At 72.4% G+C, this 18,161-nt stretch carries 17 protein-coding genes; 4 read left to right on the top strand and 13 right to left on the bottom strand.

The features are described 5' to 3' along the window. Positions 1-404 precede the first annotated feature (404 nt). Both ACIBTV_RS22945 and ACIBTV_RS22950 read left to right on the top strand, forming a co-directional pair. Positions 405-1,262 (top strand): hypothetical protein, encoded by an 858-nt coding sequence (locus ACIBTV_RS22945; RefSeq protein WP_396707876.1) that lies wholly within the window; start codon positions 405-407, stop codon positions 1,260-1,262. 218 nt (positions 1,263-1,480) lie between these two features. Continuing rightward, complete coding sequence (locus tag ACIBTV_RS22950; RefSeq protein ID WP_396707878.1) at positions 1,481-2,386, top strand: phytanoyl-CoA dioxygenase family protein; 906 nt, start codon at positions 1,481-1,483, stop codon at positions 2,384-2,386. A gap of 94 nt (positions 2,387-2,480) precedes the next feature. On the opposite strand, the gene ACIBTV_RS22955 is transcribed toward ACIBTV_RS22950, so the two are convergent. The 8 genes from ACIBTV_RS22955 to ACIBTV_RS22990 all read right to left on the bottom strand — a co-directional run bounded on the left by ACIBTV_RS22955 (position 2,481) and on the right by ACIBTV_RS22990 (position 10,032). Further along, positions 2,481-3,119 (bottom strand): MOSC domain-containing protein, encoded by a 639-nt coding sequence (locus tag ACIBTV_RS22955; protein WP_396707880.1) that lies wholly within the window; start codon positions 3,117-3,119, stop codon positions 2,481-2,483. Between the two features lie 44 nt (positions 3,120-3,163). Continuing rightward, positions 3,164-3,994, bottom strand: coding sequence for a carbohydrate ABC transporter permease (locus ACIBTV_RS22960; protein ID WP_396707882.1), 831 nt, complete (start codon positions 3,992-3,994; stop codon positions 3,164-3,166). Further along, positions 3,991-4,977 (bottom strand): carbohydrate ABC transporter permease, encoded by a 987-nt coding sequence (locus tag ACIBTV_RS22965; RefSeq protein ID WP_396707884.1) that lies wholly within the window; start codon positions 4,975-4,977, stop codon positions 3,991-3,993. Before ACIBTV_RS22965 ends, ACIBTV_RS22960 begins: the two co-directional genes overlap by 4 nt. Continuing rightward, complete coding sequence (locus ACIBTV_RS22970; protein ID WP_396707886.1) at positions 4,974-6,260, bottom strand: sugar ABC transporter substrate-binding protein; 1,287 nt, start codon at positions 6,258-6,260, stop codon at positions 4,974-4,976. Before ACIBTV_RS22970 ends, ACIBTV_RS22965 begins: the two co-directional genes overlap by 4 nt. Positions 6,261-6,479: 219 nt before the next feature. Further along, on the bottom strand, positions 6,480-6,767 hold the full coding sequence (locus tag ACIBTV_RS22975; RefSeq protein ID WP_396707888.1) for a GlsB/YeaQ/YmgE family stress response membrane protein: 288 nt from the start codon (positions 6,765-6,767) through the stop codon (positions 6,480-6,482). Positions 6,768-7,066: 299 nt separating this feature from the next. Then, on the bottom strand, positions 7,067-7,351 hold the full coding sequence (locus ACIBTV_RS22980) for a GlsB/YeaQ/YmgE family stress response membrane protein (protein ID WP_396707890.1): 285 nt from the start codon (positions 7,349-7,351) through the stop codon (positions 7,067-7,069). Positions 7,352-7,530: 179 nt separating this feature from the next. Further along, positions 7,531-9,408 (bottom strand): translation elongation factor 4, encoded by a 1,878-nt coding sequence (gene lepA / locus ACIBTV_RS22985; RefSeq protein WP_091595942.1) that lies wholly within the window; start codon positions 9,406-9,408, stop codon positions 7,531-7,533. Positions 9,409-9,495: 87 nt separating this feature from the next. Continuing rightward, positions 9,496-10,032: a DUF4240 domain-containing protein gene (locus ACIBTV_RS22990; protein WP_396707892.1), complete on the bottom strand. Its 537-nt coding sequence runs from the start codon at positions 10,030-10,032 to the stop codon at positions 9,496-9,498. Positions 10,033-10,106: 74 nt separating this feature from the next. Between ACIBTV_RS22990 and ACIBTV_RS22995 the strand changes: the two genes are divergently transcribed. Next, the gene (locus tag ACIBTV_RS22995) at positions 10,107-11,090 is read left to right on the top strand and encodes a phosphotransferase family protein (RefSeq protein WP_396707894.1); all 984 of its coding nucleotides are present in this window, start codon (positions 10,107-10,109) and stop codon (positions 11,088-11,090) included. A 287-nt stretch (positions 11,091-11,377) separates the two neighbouring features. Then, positions 11,378-11,644 carry a 30S ribosomal protein S20 gene (gene rpsT, locus ACIBTV_RS23000; RefSeq protein WP_091595936.1) on the top strand — a complete coding sequence of 89 codons (267 nt, stop codon included), beginning with the start codon at positions 11,378-11,380 and terminating at the stop codon, positions 11,642-11,644. Positions 11,645-12,136: 492 nt separating this feature from the next. Here rpsT and ACIBTV_RS23005 read toward each other — a convergent pair whose 3' ends face one another. The 5 genes from ACIBTV_RS23005 to ACIBTV_RS23025 all read right to left on the bottom strand — a co-directional run bounded on the left by ACIBTV_RS23005 (position 12,137) and on the right by ACIBTV_RS23025 (position 18,095). Next, positions 12,137-12,586: a hypothetical protein gene (locus tag ACIBTV_RS23005; RefSeq protein WP_396707896.1), complete on the bottom strand. Its 450-nt coding sequence runs from the start codon at positions 12,584-12,586 to the stop codon at positions 12,137-12,139. Next, positions 12,583-13,563 (bottom strand): DNA polymerase III subunit delta, encoded by a 981-nt coding sequence (gene holA, locus ACIBTV_RS23010; RefSeq protein ID WP_396707898.1) that lies wholly within the window; start codon positions 13,561-13,563, stop codon positions 12,583-12,585. Before holA ends, ACIBTV_RS23005 begins: the two co-directional genes overlap by 4 nt. Positions 13,564-13,789: 226 nt before the next feature. Further along, positions 13,790-16,192: a ComEC/Rec2 family competence protein gene (locus ACIBTV_RS23015; RefSeq protein WP_396707900.1), complete on the bottom strand. Its 2,403-nt coding sequence runs from the start codon at positions 16,190-16,192 to the stop codon at positions 13,790-13,792. 140 nt (positions 16,193-16,332) lie between these two features. Continuing rightward, positions 16,333-17,202, bottom strand: coding sequence for a helix-hairpin-helix domain-containing protein (locus ACIBTV_RS23020; protein WP_396707902.1), 870 nt, complete (start codon positions 17,200-17,202; stop codon positions 16,333-16,335). Between the two features lie 125 nt (positions 17,203-17,327). After that, the gene (locus ACIBTV_RS23025) at positions 17,328-18,095 is read right to left on the bottom strand and encodes an SDR family NAD(P)-dependent oxidoreductase (RefSeq protein WP_396707904.1); all 768 of its coding nucleotides are present in this window, start codon (positions 18,093-18,095) and stop codon (positions 17,328-17,330) included. Between the last annotated feature and the right edge of the window lie 66 nt (positions 18,096-18,161).

The raw sequence follows: 18,161 nt of genomic DNA on the forward strand, positions 1-18,161 counted from the left end.
GGTTCTCCTCCATCCGTGGCCCCCGGTGGCGCTCGGCGCGCCGCCGGCGGGCCCCTCGGGCGCGTCGCCGGGTCGGCCGACGCACCCCTGATTGACATGTCAATTGCGAGAACCGCTTGACCGGTCAAGAACTTCCGGGGTCACCCGTCGCGTGACACGGGCAACAGGAGACGGCGCGCGGCGGACTGCCATGACTGGTTGATAACGCACCAGCGACCCCGGCAACCTCGGTAACGGCCGAAATCGGCCGGACGGGAAGCATGGCAACAGGCAGGTGAGAGGCGGGCCGGAGCGGGAAACATCGATCGGTACGCGACGGCGCAGGGCCGGCCCGAACCGGTCGGACGACCCGAACGGGCCGGCACGGGACGTACTCTTGGCGGACTGTCGAGCAGGGGGTGTAGGTGCGAACTCGGGCTGTCGTGGCAGGTGGCGTCGTTCTCGTCCTACTCGCGGTGGTGGGTGTCCTCCTCGTCGTCCGCAAACTCGGCAGCGACCTGCGCCTGCCGACGGCGACGCGGACCTGCACCGTGCAGGCCGACGGCCGGGTGACCCTCGACGCCGACCAGATGGCCAACGCGGCGACCATCGCGGCGATCGGCGCGCAGTTGGAGATGCCGGAGCGGGCCGTCGTGGTGGCCCTGGCCACCGCCTACCAGGAGTCCGGCCTGCGCAACCTCGCCGGCGGCGACCGCGACTCGGTCGGCCTGTTCCAACAGCGACCCAGCCAGGGGTGGGGCACCCCGGAACGCATCCGCGAGCCGCGCTATGCCGCGACCCGGTTCTACAAGGCGCTGCGGAAGGTCCGGGGCTGGGAGCGGATGCGGGTCACCGACGCCGCACAGCGGGTGCAGCGCTCGGCGTTCCCCGAGGCCTACGAGAAGTGGGCCGACGAGTCGGAGGTGCTCAGCAAGGCGCTCCTCGGCGACGCCACCGGCGCGGTGGCGTGCACGGTCGCGCGCACTCCGGTGATGCGCGGTGAGGCCGCGGCGGTCGCCCTGACCCGCAACCTGACCTTGGACTGGGGGTTGGCCAGCAGCGCCGTGCCGACGGACCTGACCGGCCTCACCCTGGCCGCGAGCGACCAGCGCAACGGCTGGCGGTACGCGCACTGGCTGGTCTCCCACGCACAGGACCACGGGGTGAAGCGGGTGCGCTTCGGCGGCCTGGAGTGGACCGCCCGCGACGGCACCTGGGCCAAGGTGGCGGCCGAGCCGGAGGCGACCGGCCGGGTGGTGGCCGAGGTCTTCGGCGACTCCTGAGCCCTCCCCCGGATTACAGCTTCATCAGAAGATGAACGAACAGACAAACCACTTAGATGGCTCAATCCCGTCATGGGCATCACACTCAGCAACCAATTGACGGCCTAGCGTCCCGTTTTACCCCAGTCCCGAGCATCGGCGCCCCGCACTCACCGCTACAGCGCGTTACGCTCGGCGGCCTGTGTCAGACACGGGTTCCGCATGGGGAGGGATACGACGTGGGTTTCGACTACGGAGGCCGGACCGGTTACGAGCCGATCAGCGACATTGACCGCAAGGAGTTTCACGAGCAGGGCTTCCTGCTGCTGCGCAACGTCCTGACGGAGGACCACCGGGCGGCCCTGGAAGAGGCGGTCGACCGCGTCTACGCCGAGGAGCAGGCGAAGGGCAACACCACCAAGGACGGGACCCTGCACCTGCTGGGCTTCCTGGAGCGGGACGAGCTCTTCGGCGAGCTGCTGACCCACCCCATCTCCTTCCCGTACATGTGGGGCCTGGCCGGCTGGAACATCTACACCCACCACAACCACCTGGACGTGACCCCGCCGGCGCTGGAGCCGGAGAAGCCGTACTGGGGTTGGCACCAGGACGGGTACCGGCAGAACTCCGACCCGGAGACGATGGACCCGAACCTGCCCCGCCCGATGTTCTCGCTCAAGGTCGCGTACGTGCTCTCCGACCTGTCCGAGACCGGCCGCGGCGCCACCAAGGTCATCCCGGGCAGCCACCTGTGGAACTCGCTGCCGCGACCGGCGGACCTGACCGTGCAGAACCCGGACCCGGAGGGCACGGTGGAGATCACCGCCAACCCGGGTGACGCGTTCATCTTCGACCGCCGCCAGTGGCACTCCCGGTCGACGAACCTGTCGACCATCACCCGCAAGATGCTCTTCGTCGGCTACACCTACCGGTGGATCCGCCCGCTGGACGAGCTGCACGTCGACAAGGACGCCGAGTGGTGGGCCAACCGCACGCCGGTGCAGCGCCAGCTGCTCGGTGAGGGCACGCACACCGCGAACTACTGGGGCATCAACTGGGACGGCTACATCGACGACGAGATCCCGCTGCGCAAGGAGCTCAAGCAGCGCGACCTGCTGGACCGCAACATCCCCTGGCTCCGCTGAGCACCGACCGGAAGGGGCTCCCGCGCGCGGCGCGGGGGCCCCTTTCCCGTGGTCGACCCCCGGGTCGCGCGGGCCGCCGTGGTCCGACCCCCGGTCAGCGGGCGGTGAGCCGGCGGCGGGCCTTCTCCCGGATCGACTCGGGCAGGTCGGGGGCGTCCAGCAGGCGGGGCAGCAGCTCCGGTTCCAGGCTCGTCGCGCGGAACACCTCACCGATGGTCACCCCGTGCGCCGGCCGCTCCACCACCTGGATCGGGTCGCCGGCGGCGACCTCCCCCTCGCGCAGCACCCGCAGGTACGCCCCGGGCAGCGCCCGCGCCGTGAACCGCTTGATCAGGTCCGGTACGCCCCAGAAGCCGGCGAAGGTCCGGCACGGGGTACGCGGCTTGGTCACCTGGAGCAGGGCGGACCCGACGAGCCACTGCTCGCCGATCACGGCCCCGGTCACGTCCACCGCGTACGTCGTGAGGTTCTCGCCGAAGCCACCCGGCCCGACGGACCGGCCCAGCTCACCGGACCACCAGCCGGCGTCCTCCTCGGCGTACGCGTAGACCGCCTGGTCCGGGGTGCCGTGGTGGGCGCGCTCGCCGATGAAGTCACCGGCCACTCCGTCGACGCGGAACAGCACCGGCCCGTCCACCGGCCGCTTGTCGATGCCGGTACGGCCGCTCGCGTCGCCCGCCCACGCCGCCTCGGTGACCACGCCGAGGTTCACCGCCGCCACTCTGCCCGTCATGGCCACCAGCCTAGTGTGCGGGTTGAACGGGGGCTCCGGGCCGCTCAGCCCTTGACCGCGCCGGCGACGAGCCCGGAGACCATCCGCCGCTGCACCAGCAGGAAGAAGATGATCACCGGCAGCGTGAAGAGGGTGGACGCCGCCATGACCGGTCCCCAGGCGGTGTCGTCGCGGCCGAAGAAGAAGGTCATCGCCACCGGCAGGGTGTAGCGGTCCTGGTCGTTGATGAAGGTGAGTGCGAAGATCAACTCGTTCCAGGCGGTGATGAACGAGAAGATGCTGGTGGCGACCAGGCCCGGCGCGACGAGCGGGAAGAGGATCCGCCGGAACGTCTGCGCCCGGCTCGCCCCGTCGATGGCCGCCGCCTCCTCCAACTCCTTCGGCACCGCGGCCACGAACCCGCGCAGCATCCAGACCGCGAACGGCAGCGAGAAGCCCAGGTAGGTGAGGATCAGGCTGGGCAGCGTGTTGTAGAGCCCGAGCCGCTGGATCATCAGGAACAGCGGGATGACCAGCGCCTCCAGCGGGATCATCTGCACCACCAGCAGCATGATCAGGAAGCTGGTGCGCAGCCGGAACCGGAACCGGGCCACCGCCGTGGCGGCCAGCAGCGCGACCAGGCCGCTGAGCACCACCGTCGAGACGGCGACCAGCGCGCTGTTGAGGAAGAAGTCGGCGAAGGTCACGCCGGGGATGAGGTTGCCGGTCAGGATGTCGCGATAGTGCTCCAACGTGGGGTGCGTGGGCACCGGCTGCGGCGTGGCCGAGAAGATCTCCCGGCTGGGCTTCAGCGAGGTGGCGATCATCCAGTAGACCGGGAAGGCCGCGAAGAGCGCCACCAGCAGCCCGGCGCCGTTGAGGGCGACCTTCTTCACGACTCGTCCTCCTGCTTGAGCACCATCCGTACGTACAGGCCGGTCACCATGAGCAGGATCAGCGTGAGGATCACCGCGATGGCCGCACCGAGGCCGTACTTAGGCGGGGGTGAGAACGCCTCCGCGTACGAGTAGATGGAGAGCATGAACGTCGGCCGGTCCTGCGTGCCGCCGGCCAGCACGAACTGCTGGGTGAAGACCTTGAAGTCCCAGATCGTGGAGAGCACGATCAGGATCCCGAAGACCGGGCGCAGCAGCGGGAAGGTGATCCGCCAGAACACCCGCCACGGACCGGCGCCGTCCACCCGGGCCGCCTCGTGCAGTTCGCTCGGCACGCTCTTCAGGCCGGCGAGGACGCTGACCGCGATGAACGGGAACGAGTGCCAGACCACGACCAGGGTCAGGATGGAGAAGAACAGCAGCGGCGAGTTGAACCAGCCGTAGCCGGTCCAGTCGGTGCGCCCGAACAGGCTCTGCGAAAGCCCGTCCGGCAGCGCGTTGAACAGCCAGGTCACCAGCCCGCTGGTGTCGTCGAAGATCCACTTCCAGACGATCGTGCCGGTCAGCGCCGGGGTCGCCCAGGCGAGCATCACGCAGCTCGCGACGAAGGTGGCCATCTTTCGGCCGAGCCGGTTGAGCAGCAGCCCGACCAGGGTGCCCAGGATCATCGTGAGCACCACGTTGGCGGCCGCGAAGATCACGGTGTTGCGCAGCACCGTGCGGAAGAACGGGTCGCCGAGGATCTGGGTGTAGTTGTCCAGCCCCACCCACGGCCACTCACGGTCGCCGCGAAGCTGCCGCACGTTGTTGAGCCGGTAGAACGACATCGCCACCACCTGGCCGAGCGGCCAGAGCAGCAGGCCGCCGATGATCACCAGGCAGGGCAGGAGCAGCAGGTACGGCAGGCGGTCGACCCGTCGACGCCGCCGCGCGGGGGTCTCCCGCGCGGCGGGCGTCTCGGGCGCCTCGGTCAGCGTGGTCACTTGGCGTTGAGGATGCTTTCCATCTCCGCGGCCGCGTCGGCGGTAGCCTTCTCGACCGTCTTCTGACCCTTCATGACCGAGCTGTTCATCGCCTGGGTCACCGTTTTGGTGCGGCTGACCTCCACCCACTTCGGGGTGAGCGGCGTGACCTTCGTGTTCTGCATCGTGGTCGCGAACGCCGACATGATCTTGTCATTGGCGTACGTGCCGCCGGCAACCAGGTCCTGGTAGACCGGGAAGAAGCCGAGGCTGTCGGCGAAGGTCTGGGCGTTCTTCTTGTTCAGCAGCACGGTCAGGTAGTCCCAGGCGAGGTCCTGCCGCTCGCTGTCGCGCCAGACCGCGATGTCCGAGCCGCCGGCGAATCCGGGCGCGGCCTTGCCGTCCGGGCCGGGGATCGGGAACGTTCCCCACACCTTCTCGATCTCGGGGTTGTCCTTCTTGATCGCGCCCTGCTGCCAGCTGCCGGCGAACGCCATCGCCGCCTTGCCGGTGGCGAACTGCGTCCGGGCGTCGATCTCGTTCCAACCGGCGGCGGCCGGCGGGGCGACCTTGTGGACGGTCACCAGGTCCGTCCAGAACTTGACCGCCTTCTGCGCCTCCGGGCTGGTGTAGCCGGACTTCCAGGTGCCGCCCTGCTCGGTCGCGATCTCACCGCCGGCGCCCCAGAGGAAGGAGTAGAAGGGCAGCTCCGAGTTGCCCGGCAGGGCGATGCCGTAGGTGTTCGGCTTCTTGGCCTGCACCGCCTTGGCGACGGTGACCAGCTCGTCCCAGGTGGTCGGGGGCTTCACGCCGGCCTCGGCGAACCAGTCGGTGCGGTAGTAGATGGCGCGTACGCCCGCGTACCACGGCACCCCGTACTGCTTGCCGTCGAGCTGGGCGTTGCGCACCAGGTCGGGAAGGATGTCCTTGGCGTCGGCCCAGCCGCTCATCCGGCCGCTCAGGTCGGCGAGGGCCTCCTGCGCCGCCCAGCCCTGGGTCTCGGTGTTGCCCAGCTCGGTGACGTCCGGCCCCTCACCGCCGGCGAGGGCGGCCTGGAACTTCTTCGGCGCCTCCAGCCACGGGATGTACTGCACGACGACGTCGGTGTCCGGGTGTTTCTGCCGGAACTCGGCCTCGACGCCGTCGAGGAACGTCGTCTGGGCGTCGCTGCCCTCGCCCATCATCCAGACCGTCAGCTTGCTGGTGTCGGCCGTGTCGTCGCCCGAGCCGCCACAGCCGGCGAGCACCATCGCGGCCGAAGCCACCACGGCGGTGACCGGGGCCAGCCGCTTCCACCTGTTCACGCCACATCTCCCCTCGCACCGCTTGGCATTTACCTTCTCCGCCGCACCTTAGTAGGAAAAAATCCTTTACGACAGAGGGGGCGATCGACGGGAAGCGACGCGACCGTACCGCAGGTCAGGTCGGTGCGGCAGAGACAGCGGGGCGAACCGGACCGTACCCAGACGAAGGGGCGCCCGACCGTCCGGTCGGGCGCCCCTTCGTGGATCGATGTGCGCGAATTACCGGTAGGTGACGCTGCCGCGTCGGCCGACGCCGGCCACCAGAGCCACCGCGATGGCGGCCAGCACGACCTGCAACAGCAGCTCGCCCCAGTCCACACCCGCGGTCTCCGTCGCGATGCCCAGCGCCCGCGCCAGCACCGTACCGAGCAGCGCGGCACCCACACCGATCAGCATGTGCAGCCACATCGGCATGTTCTGCCGGCCCGGGACGACCAGACGACCCAGCGCCCCGACGATCAGACCAACGATGAGCGCGGTGATGATGCCCCAAACGGTCAGCTCCACGGTCGCCCTCCTTCAACCAAGTTGTCACACGATGTCCGTGTGCTTCCTGTCGTGACCGCTGAGTTCCCGATCGGCCGAAAAATCAAACCGACTTCCGGAACAGAGACACCGGAGCGCGCGGAACGGCAGGAACCCCGCTCCCCCGAGAACGCCGCCGCGACCGCGCCCGGCCATGGCCACCCAGCGGAGTGGACGAACGCGGACGGGCGCCCGACCACGAGGGTCGGGCGCCCGTCGAAACGTGCTTCGGTGCGTACGCCGGCGGTCAGGCCGGCGGCGGCGCCGGATCGGTCGCCCCGTCAGCGGGTGACGCTGCGGCGTCGGCCGACGCCGGCCACCAGAGCCACCGCGATGGCGGCCAGCACGACCTGCACCAGCAGCTCGCCCCAGTCCACACCCGCGGTCTCCGTCGCGATGCCCAGCGCCCGCGCCAGCACCGTACCGAGCAGCGCGGCACCCACACCGATCAGCATGTGCAGCCACATCGGCATGTCCTGTCGGCCCGGGACGACCAGACGACCCAGCGCCCCGACGATCAGACCAACGATGAGCGCGGTGATGATGCCCCAAACGGTCAGCTCCACGGTCGCCCTCCTCCAAGAACCTGTCACACGATGTGTGTTTCCCTGTCGTGGGCGACAAGTTCCCGAAGCGCGCGAAACCCAAACCGAATCCGCGTACGACCTCTCGGCGAACGTCGATTCCCGACCCGCGCGGAACCACGCCGGGGCACCGTCCACGCAGGTCAGAAGAGGTGCGGGCCCTACTTCTTACCGGCGGGCTTGCCCTCGGCGGAGTCGGAGGAGAGCGCGGCGATGAAGGCCTCCTGCGGCACCTCCACGCGGCCCACCATCTTCATCCGCTTCTTGCCTTCCTTCTGCTTCTCCAGCAGCTTGCGCTTCCGGCTGATGTCACCGCCGTAGCACTTCGCGAGCACGTCCTTGCGAATCGCCCGGATGGTCTCGCGGGCGATCACCCGGCTGCCGATCGCCGCCTGGATCGGCACCTCGAACTGCTGCCGCGGGATGAGGTTGCGCAACTTCGCCGCGATGGAGACGCCGTAGTTGTAGGCCTTGTCCTTGTGCACGATCGCGCTGAACGCGTCGACCGCCTCACCGTGCAGCAGGATGTCGACCTTGACGAGGTCGGACGCCTGCTCGCCGGAGGGCTCGTAGTCCAGCGACGCGTAGCCCTTGGTCCGGCTCTTCAGCTGGTCGAAGAAGTCGAAGATGATCTCGGCGAGCGGCAGGGTGTAGCGCAGCTCCACCCGGTCGGCCGACAGGTAGTCCATGCCGAGCAGCGTGCCCCGCCGCCCCTGGCAGAGCTCCATCACCGCGCCGACGTAGTCGTTCGGCGTCAGCACGGTGGCCCGTACCGTCGGCTCATAGACCTCGGCGAGCTTGCCGGTCGGGTACTCGCTCGGGTTGGTGACCACGACCTCCTGGCCGTCGTCCTGGATCGCCCGATAGACCACGTTGGGTGCGGTGGAGATCAGGTCGAGGTTGAACTCACGCTCCAGCCGCTCCCGGATGATCTCCAGGTGGAGCAGGCCGAGGAAGCCGCAGCGGAACCCGAACCCGAGCGCGCCGGAGGTCTCCGGCTCGTACGTCAGCGCGGCGTCGTTGAGCTTGAGCTTGTCCAGCGCCTCCCGCAGGTTCGGGTAGTCGGACCCGTCGATCGGGTAGAGGCCGGAGTAGACCATCGGCTTCGGGTCCTTGTAGCCACCCAGGGCCTCGGTCGCCGGCCGGGCGTTGATGGTGACCGTGTCACCGACCCGCGACTGGCGGACGTCCTTCACGCCGGTGATCAGGTAGCCCACCTCGCCGACCCCGAGCGCCTCGGACTTCACCATCTCCGGCGAGATCACCCCGATCTCCAGCAGCTCGTGCACGGCGCCGGTCGACATCATCTTGATCCGGTCGCGGGCGCTGATGAGCCCGTCGATCACCCGGACGTACGTGACCACGCCCCGGTAGACGTCGTAGACCGAGTCGAAGATCATCGCTCGGGCGGGCGCGTCGGCGTTCCCGACGGGCGGCTGGAACTGCCGGACGATCTCGTCGAGAAGATGCGGCACGCCCTCGCCGGTCTTGCCGGAGACCTTGATGCAGTCCGCCGGGTCGCCGCCGATCAGGTGGGCCAGCTCCTCGGCGTACTTCTCCGGCTGCGCGGCCGGCAGGTCGATCTTGTTGAGCACCGGGATGATGTGCAGGTCGTTCTCGAGCGCCAGGTAGAGGTTGGCCAGCGTCTGCGCCTCGATGCCCTGCGCCGCGTCGACCAGCAGGATGGCACCCTCGCAGGCGGCCAGCGACCGGGAGACCTCGTAGGTGAAGTCGACGTGGCCCGGGGTGTCGATCATGTTGAGCACGGCCTGCTCGCCGGCGCGGTCGCCCTCCCGGATCGTCCACGGCATCCGTACGGCCTGACTCTTGATGGTGATGCCGCGCTCGCGCTCGATGTCCATCCGGTCGAGGTACTGGGCCCGCATCTGCCGCGGGTCGACCACGCCGGTGAGCTGCAGCATCCGGTCGGCCAGGGTCGACTTCCCGTGGTCGATGTGGGCGATGATGCAGAAGTTCCTGATCCGCGCCGGGTCGGTGGCACCAGGAGCGTTCGCGCCGGAATCGAGCGTCGGTGGCACAGCTGTCCGTTCTGGTCGGCTGACGTGAGCGGGCCGACGCGACGCCGGCCCCCTCTATGCTCCCACGCCGGCCCCGGGGCGGTCAGATCACTCCTCCGGCGGCTCCACGAAGAGCGCGGCGAGCCGGGGCAGGCGCCGCCGGGCCTCGGCCTCGTCGTCGAAGTCCCAGAAGTCGTTGAGATCCGGCGTCGGCACCGGGTCGCGGTCGGCCGGCAGGTCGGTCGCGGTCGCCTTGCGGTACGCCTCCCAGGGCGCCGCGAGCATGTCCTCCGACTCGAACTCCTCACCGGTGAGCGCGGCGGCCCGGACCTGCGGCAGCTCGGCCAGCGAGTCCGGGTCGGCGACCGCCCGGGCGAAGACCTGCCGGCCCTGGGTCATCAGCCAGCCCCGGAAGTACTCGAAGCCGTCGTCGGAGGCCCCGCCGTTGATCAGGTAGGCGGCGCCCCACAGGTCGACCTTGTAGGAGGCGGCGAGCACGCGCTGCTGGTGGTGGGCGTAGCCGACGATCTCGGCGGGGTCGCGCTCGGCCAGCAGGGCCACGGCACGAGCCGCCACCGCGCCGGCCTCACCGCCACCGCCGGCCCGCGCCTCGTCGATCAACTGCCAGAAGTCGTCGGTCCTCATGGCCTGGCAGTCTCGCAGACAGCCCGCCGCGCGGGCAGCAGGAAGAGCGCGGCGGCGTACGCCAGCATGGGAGGGTGCCCGCACCACCTCCGCTCTATCACGCGACCGCCGCCCGGCCCGGCTGGGCCACCCTCCCCGAGGGCCTGCGCGCGGCCATCACCGCCCGGCTCGGCGCGCCCGTCACGGCGACCCGGGTGGCCGGAGCCGGGTTCACCCGGGGTTTCGCCGCCGTGCTGACCACCGCCGACGGTGGCTCCGCCTTCGTGAAGGCGGCCGGGCGCGTCGAGCAGCCACGACTGGTCGACTGGTACGCCCGGGAGGCGGCCGTCCTCGCCCGGCTCCCCACCGGGCTGCCGGTCCCCCGGTTGCGCTGGACCCTCGACGCGGCCGGCTGGCACGCCATCTGTCTGGACGCCGTCGACGGCCGGACGCCCGGTCTGCCCTGGGCACCGGCGGAGCTGGACGCCACCCTCGCCGGGTACGCCGAGCTGGCCGCCGCGCTCACCGACCCGCCCCCCGGCCTGCTCGCCCTCGACCCGCCCCGCCTCGCCGACCTGGCTCGTGACGACATCCTCTGGTGGGGCGAGGTGGCCGCCGGCCGGGAGCCCGCACCCGCCCTGCCCGCCACGCTGGCGGCCCGCCTGCCCGAACTGGTCGCGCTGGAGTCCCGGCTGCCCGGGTACGCCGACGCGGCCCCGCCGGACGCTCTGATCCACGGCGACCTGCGGCTGGACAACGTGCTCGTCGACCGCCAGGGGCGCGCCTGGTTCTGCGACTGGACGTGGCTGACCCGCGGGCCCGCCTGGTTCGACCTGGCCGGTCTGCTGATCGCCGCGTACGCCAGCGGCCTGGACGCCGACCGGCTCTTCGCCGACCATCCGGCGGCGGCCGGCGCCCCCGCGGACGCCCTCGACGTGACCCTGGCCGCCCTGGCCGGCTACTTCCTCACCACCGCGGCCGCCACTCCGCCGACCGCCTCCGCGGCGATCCACCGACACCACCGCTTCAGCGGCGAGCAGTCCCTGGCCTGGCTCGCCACCCGCCAGGGCTGGACCTGACGCAGACGCCCTCACCGGGCGGGCCCGCCGGGCTCGCGTGCGCTGCGGCGGCCGGACAGCCCCGTAGATCTTGGTGAGTTGAACCCGCCTATAGGGGCACCAATCCTCCAAGATCTGTAAGCGCCCTCCCCGCCAACCGCGGGCGCCGGGCAGAATGGGACGCGGCCGGAACAGGGCCGTTTTGGCTCGTCCGGGGCGGACCTGGTAACCTGGCTTTTCGCGCGACGGTGACGCATGCTCGTTGCGCGGAAGCTGACCAACCCGAGCTATCAAGACGAGGCTGTCGCGTGGCGAACATCAAGTCCCAGATCAAGCGCAACCGGCAGAACGAGAAGCGCCGGCTGCGTAACAAGTCGGTCAAGTCGTCGCTGAAGACCGCCATCCGCAAGTTCCACGAGGCCGCCGAGACCGGCGACGTCGAGCAGGCTGCCGCCCTGATGCGGGACGCCTCCCGCAAGCTCGACAAGGCCGTCAGCAAGGGCGTGATCCACGCCAACCAGGCCGCGAACCGTAAGTCCGCGATCGCCAAGCGCGTCGGTTCGCTGGCCGCCTGACCGAGGCGACGCCAGACTTCACCGGAAGCCCCCGGCAACACCGGGGGCTTCCGGTTGTTCGCGTCTCCGCTGACCGGGGGTTCGCGTCTTCCCCTGACCGGGGGCCCGTTCGCGTCTCCGCCGACCGGAGCCTTGCTCGCGTCTCCCCTGACCGGGCCCTGTTCGCGCCTCCGCTGACCTCCGGCTGTTCGCGCCTCCGCTGACCCGCGCCTCCGCTGACCGAGGCCTGTTCGCGCTCTGCTGAGCGTCCCGATGCCGGGACGGACCGGCCGGCGCGCGTGCCCGGACCGAGACCGATCGCCTGAGGGCGCCCCGGTCGCGCGATCCCCGGCGGTGCGGCCCACGGCCGCGCAAGCCCGGCCGTGCGGGCCCCGGTCTCGCGTGCTGTGGAGCTGATGTCGTGAACGACTCGGCGTCACCCGCGCCAACGCGACTGCCGCTACTCGTAGGCCTGTCGTGCCTCACCATTCCAGCCGGCCACCAGCGGCGCGGTCAGGAGGACACGTCGCGGCTTCGACCGGCCGTCGAGTCGTCGGCCGAGGCGCTCGGGGTGATGGTCTCGACCGACACGACGATCCCCGGCAGGCTGTGCCGGAGCCAGCCCACCCGGGCCCGGCCGACCACCGGCTCCATCTGTCGACGGAACCGGTCCCGCTCCTGCTCGGGCACGAGCGCGGCGGACCGCACCACGACCGCCGCCACCATGTCGTTGAGCTTCACCATGACCGCGACCGCGGCCGGCAGGATCAGCACCGCCCACCAGCTGACCAGCTCGGCGAGGGCCAGCAGCGCGGCCAGCGCCACCACTCCCTCGAAGAAGAGGAAGCACAGCACCCCGCCCGGGTTGACGAACCGCAGCCCGAGGGCGCGCGCGTAGAGCGGCCGGTACTGGTCCTCGTCCGCCGCGAGCGTGGCCCACGAGGTCCGGGGCGCTCCGCTCACCGGGTGCCGCCCCCGCGGGCGGCGGCCATCGAGAACACCGCCCGCTCCAACGCGTACGCCCGGTCGTCCGAGCCGCCCTTAACCGCCGCGTTGCACTCCGCGGCGACCTGCATGGCCCGGACCAGCCCTTCCGGCGTCCAGCCGCGGCCCTGTCGCTGCGCGCGTTCGATCTTCCACGCCGGCATCCCGAGGCTGCTCGCCAGCTGATAGGGGCTGCCCCGCCCGGCGGACGCCACCCGGGCCACCGTCCGGACACCGTCGGCGAGGGCATCGGCGATCGGCACCGGGTCGACCCCGACGTGCAGCGCCCAGCGCAACGCCTCCAGCGCGGCCGGGACGTCACCGACCATCGTGGCGTCGGCCACCGTGAAGCCGCTGACCTCAACCCGGCCCCGGTAGTAACGGGCCACCGTGTCGGCGCCGATCCGCCCGTCGGTGTCGGCGATCAGCTGTGAGCAGGCGGCGGCCAACTCGCGCAGGTCGTTGCCGACGGCGGCGATGAGCGCCTCCGCCGCGTCCTCGGTGCACTTGCCGCCGGCCCGGCGGATCTCGTCCCGGACGAACGCCACCCGGTCCCGGTGCCCCTTGAGCTTCGCCGCCGGCACCACCGTCGCACCGGCCGCCTTCAGCCCGTCGGCGAACGCCTTGCCCTTGGCGGCGCCCAAGTGCAGCACGATCAGCTGGACGTCCGGGTCGGGATTCTTCGCGTACGCCAGCAGCGCGGCGACCAGGTCCTTGCGGGCGTCCTGGCCGGAGCGCAGCACCAGGAGCCGGCGGCCACCGAAGAGGGACGGGCTGAGCATCTCGGCGATCTCTCCCACGGTGAGCGCACCCGCCTGGTACTCGCGGACGTCCACATCGGGGTCGGCGCTGCGCGCATTCGCGACGGCTTCGGTCACCGCGCGCGTGGCGAGCAGTTCCTCGTCGCCGAGGACGAGCAGAATGGGGGCGAAGCTGGCGGGAGGCACGTCGCCCATATTCGCACGCCCCGCAGCGGGTTCGTGCCTGCTCATCAGGCGCTCGGGCGGCGGAGCCCGCACTCAGTGCAAATCCAGACATTTATGTCAATCCGCCCCGTAATTGACAAAATGCCAGCCTCTTTCGCCCCTGATGTGACCCACCGGCCAGGCCGGATTCCGCTGCTGCTCGCGCCCGGCGTCGGACGCACTTCGACCGGTCGGCGAAGGGCTCGGGGACGGTGGGTCACGATCGCCTCCCAGGTGCGACACCGCGGGCGACCACGGCCAGCCCGCCGTCGCCGTGGACCGCCGCCACGTCGCCGTCGGTGTCGGTGCGCAGCACCCGTGCCCCGCCGGCGGTCAGCCGGGCGAGCAGCGCCGGGTGCGGGTGCCCGTAGGTGTTGCCGGTTCCCACCGGCACCAGCGCGACCGCCGGCCGCACCGCCGCCAGGAAGGCCGGCTCCTGGTAGGCCGAACCGTGGTGCGCCACCTTCAGCACGTCGGCCCGCAACGCGCCGGCCGGCGTCCGGTCGAGCAGGGCCCGCTGCTCCTCGGACTCCGCGTCGCCCGGAAGCAAGACCCGCGTGCCCGCAACCGTCGCCCGCAGGATCAGGGAGTTGTTGTTCGGATCGGACCGGGTGCCGCGCAGCGGGTACGGCGGGCCGAGGACGACCAGGGTGAGCCCACCGGCCCGGTACGTCCAGCCCGCCGCGACGTTCAGCAGATCGGCGCGCCCGGCGGCGGCCGCGGCCTGCACCAGGTCCTGACCGCTCTCCGGCTCCGCCCACGCCGGAGTGAGCACCGCGCCCACCCGCCGCCCCCGGAACACCCCGGCGACGCCGCCCACGTGGTCGGCGTGGAAGTGGCTGACCACCAGCAACGGCACCTCGCGGACCCCGAGCCGGCGCAGGCACGCGTCGACGGCTCCCGGCTCGGGCCCCGCGTCCACCACCACCGCCCGACCCGCCGAGACCGGCAGCACCACCGCGTCGCCCTGCCCGACCGCGCAGGCCACCACCACCCAGCCCGGCGGTGGCCACCCCCGCGCGACCAGCCGGACCGGCAGGGCGCCGAGCACCACCGCGACGGTCACCACCGCCACCAGTCGACGGACCACGGGACGCCGCGTGGCGACCAGCAGCGCCACGGTCAGCACCGCCAGCAGCAGCGCACCCCACACCCCGCCCGGCCAGGGCAGCGTGCCCGCCGGCAACCCGGCGCCGTGCCGGGCGACCAGGACCAGCCACCAGGCCGGCCAGCTCGCCAGCCAGGCGGCGAACTCCGCGCCCGCCGGCCACAACGGCGACACCACCGCCGCCGCGACGCCCAGCACCGTGGCCGGGGCGATGGCGGGCACCGCGAGCAGGTTGGCCGGCACCGCGACCAGGCTGACCGTGCCGGACAGCCCGGCGACCACCGGGCCGCAGGCCAGTTGGGCGGCCGCCGGCACGGCAAGCGCCTCCGCCAGCCCCGCCGGTACGCCCCGCGCGCGCAGTGCGTCCCGCCAGCGGGGCGCGAGCAGCAGCAGCCCGCCGGTGGCCAGCACGGAGAGCGCGAAACCCGGATCGCCGGCCAGTTCGGGGTCGACCAGCACCAGCACGGTGATCGCGGCGGCCAGCGCGGGCAGCGCCGCCCGGGGGCGGCCGGCCGCCAACGCGGCGAGGCCGATCGCGCCCATCGTCGCGGCACGCACCACACTGGGCGAGGGGCGTACCAGGATGACGAAGCCCACCAGGGCGACCGCGCAGAGCCCGGCGGCGAGCCAGGGCCCGGCCCGCGCCCAGCGGGCGAGCAGGAGCACCGCACCCACCACGATCGCGACGTTGGAGCCGGAAACCGCGTTGAGATGGGTCATGCCGGTGGCCCGGAAGTCCTCCTCGACGGTGGGCAGGAGGCGACTGGTGTCGCCGACCACCAACCCGGGCAGCAGGCCGCCCTGCTCGTCGGGGAGCGGCGCGCAGGCCCGCTGCAGGCCCGCGCGGAGCGAGCCCGCGGCCCGCTGCGACCAGGACGGTGTGCCGTGGCGCAGCGGCGGGCCGGCGGCGCTGAGCACGGCGGCCGTGAGGTCACCGCCACGCGGCACGGCGAGCCGGCCCTCCGCGCGAAGCCGCTGCCCGGGGAGCAACTCACGCCAGGCCGGGTCGTTGGCCAGCACCAGCACCCGGACGTGTGCGGCGACCCGTCGACCGTCCGGGGCGTCGAGGCCGACCAGCTCGACGGGCACCATCAGGGTGAGCGGTCGGCCGGGCACGCCGCGGACCGGCCGCGGATCGTCGCGCACCCGCAGCTCGGCGATGACACTCGCCCGCTGTTCGACGAGGGCGCGCAGCGGAGCCGCGTCGCGTACGGCCACCCGCGCCGCCGTCGTCGTCCCGCCGCAGACCACGCCCAGGCCCACCGCGACGGCGATCCACCCGTGACGACGGACCGCGGGCCGAGGCCGGCCGAGCAGGCCGAGCAGGTGCAGCGTCCCGGCGACGGCGAGCACGGCCGCGACGCCCGCGATCACCAGCGCGGTCGCGGCGTCCAGGTGCAACCCCGCCAGGGCGGTCAGCCAGGCCGCCACGGCCAGCCCGGCCAGCCGCAGGTCGGGCGGCTCCGACGCTGCGCCGAAGCCGCCCTCCGGCCGCTCCGCCAGGCCGGCCACGGCCGGTCCGCCAGTGGAACGCGGGGCAGGCAGCGCCGGCCCCGTCGAGGCGGGCCGCGTCGGCGCCGTCGAGGCGGAGCGCCCGGCTGGTGCCGCCGAGACTCGCGGCCGGGCCGGCGCGGCCCGGTCGGCGGGGCCGCTCACAGCGTCACCAGGTCCTTGAGCTGCTCGTAGCGGGCATCACCGATCCCCTCGACCTGGCGGAGGTCGCCGACCGAGCGGAAGCCGCCCTGCTGCTCACGGTGGGTGAGGATGCGCTGGGCGAGCACCGGGCCGACACCGGGCAGCGCGTCGAGCTGCGCGAGCGTGGCGGTGTTGAGGTTCAGCCGACCGCCCGGCCCGGGCACGGCGCCCGGCGCGGCACCGGGCTGAGCCGCCCCGGGTGGTGGTGTCACCCCGACGACGATCAGCTCGCCGTCGGCCACCTTGCGGGCCGGGTTGAGCAGGGCCACGTCCACTCCGGGCAGCGCCCCGCCGGCCGCCTCCACCGCGTCGGCCAGTCGGGCGCCGGCCGGCAACCGCACCAGGCCGGGCCGGCGTACCTTGCCGGCAACCGCGACCACCAGCTCGCCCGGGGGGCCGGCGGCGGTCTCGACCGCGCCGCCTGCCACCGCAACCTCGGCGGTCGCCATCGGCGGGACCGGCTCGGCGCGGGGACGGGACCGCCAGGCCCACAGGCCGGCCCCGAGCACCGCCACCGCCGCCACAACGGCCAGGGCCCGCACGCCCCGACGCCCCGGATCGAACGCGCCGGGGCCGGGCAACCGGCGGGCGGAGCCCGCGCCGGGCTCGGGCGCTCCCGGTCGCAGGCCGTCAGCCGTGGACGTCTCCTGCGCGAGCACCCGCCCGCCAGGCTCGTGCGCCCTCGGTCCATCCGCCGTGGACGGATCGTCCGCCGGTGGCCGACCGCCGAACTCCCACGGTGGGGCGGGGGCGGACAGCGACGAGCCCGCCGGTGGCACTACCAGCCCCCGCAGCCGCCGCCGCACGATCTCCTCGTCGTCTGACACGTGGCGACGCTACGGCGACCGACGGTCACCTCGGGGCCACGATGACGTCACCTGTGGACAGCGACGCGCGCTGTGGACAACCCCCTGATCATGCCGTCATCTGCTAGCGGCACCGTCGTGGCCGATCAGTGCGCCTCCGGGTCCAGCCCGAGCACCGCCCGTCCGCCGTCGACCGGCAGGGTGACCCCCGTGACGAAGGCCGCCGCCGGGGAGAGCAGCCACGCGACGGCGTCCGCCACCTCCCCGACCCGACCGATCCGGCCGACCGGGTGCAGCCGGGCCAGATCGGCGTCGACCCGCGCCGCGTCTGCCGGATCCTGACCGGCCAGGAAGGCGCGGTGCCGTTCGGTGCCGATCGACCCGAGCGCGACGGCGTTGGCCCGGATGCCGCGCGGTCCGTACTCCACGGCCAACGCCCGGGTCAGCCCCTCCACGGCCGCCTTCGCGGTGGCGTACGGCAGACAGCCGGGCACGGGGCGAGCCGACTGGTGGGACGAGACGGTGACGATCGCGCCGCCGGTGCCGGCGGCGAGGAACCGGCGGACGGCCGTCGCGGTGCCGACGACGGCGGGCCGCAGGTTCGCCCCGATCAGGTCGAGCACCTCGCCGACCGGCGCGGCGTGCACCGAGGCGTCGCGGAACACGGCAGCGTTGTTCACCCACCCGGTCAGCGGCTCGCTCCGCTCCGCCAGGTCGGCGGCGCGGGCGGCGACCGCCTCGTCACCGGCGTCCCCGACCACCGGCACCAGGCGGTCGCCGGCCGGGTGGCCGACCAGCCAGTCCAGCGCGTCGGCATCGTGCTCGATCACCACCACCGTGCCGCCGTCGCGCGCGAGCCGCTCCACGACGGCCCGGCCGACGCCCCGACCGCCTCCGGTCACCACACAGGACATCGCCGCTCCCTCCACGGCACCTCGCCCCATTTCTGGGGCAGCTCGACAGCCTCCGCGCAGACCCGG

It is taken from the genome of Micromonospora sp. NPDC049366 (assembly GCF_044466625.1).
Classification (GTDB): Bacteria; Actinomycetota; Actinomycetes; order Mycobacteriales; family Micromonosporaceae; genus Micromonospora.

What these genes read in the sequence shown, in the direction of transcription:
- ACIBTV_RS22955 (WP_396707880.1), bottom strand. Translation starts at nt 3,119, where the DNA reads ATGACGGGCAGAGTGGCGGCGGTGAACCTCGGCGTGGTCACCGAGGCG.
- ACIBTV_RS22990 (WP_396707892.1), bottom strand. Translation starts at nt 10,032, where the DNA reads ATGAGGACCGACGACTTCTGGCAGTTGATCGACGAGGCGCGGGCCGGC.
- holA (WP_396707898.1), bottom strand. Translation starts at nt 13,563, where the DNA reads ATGGGCGACGTGCCTCCCGCCAGCTTCGCCCCCATTCTGCTCGTCCTC.
- ACIBTV_RS23025 (WP_396707904.1), bottom strand. Translation starts at nt 18,095, where the DNA reads ATGTCCTGTGTGGTGACCGGAGGCGGTCGGGGCGTCGGCCGGGCCGTC.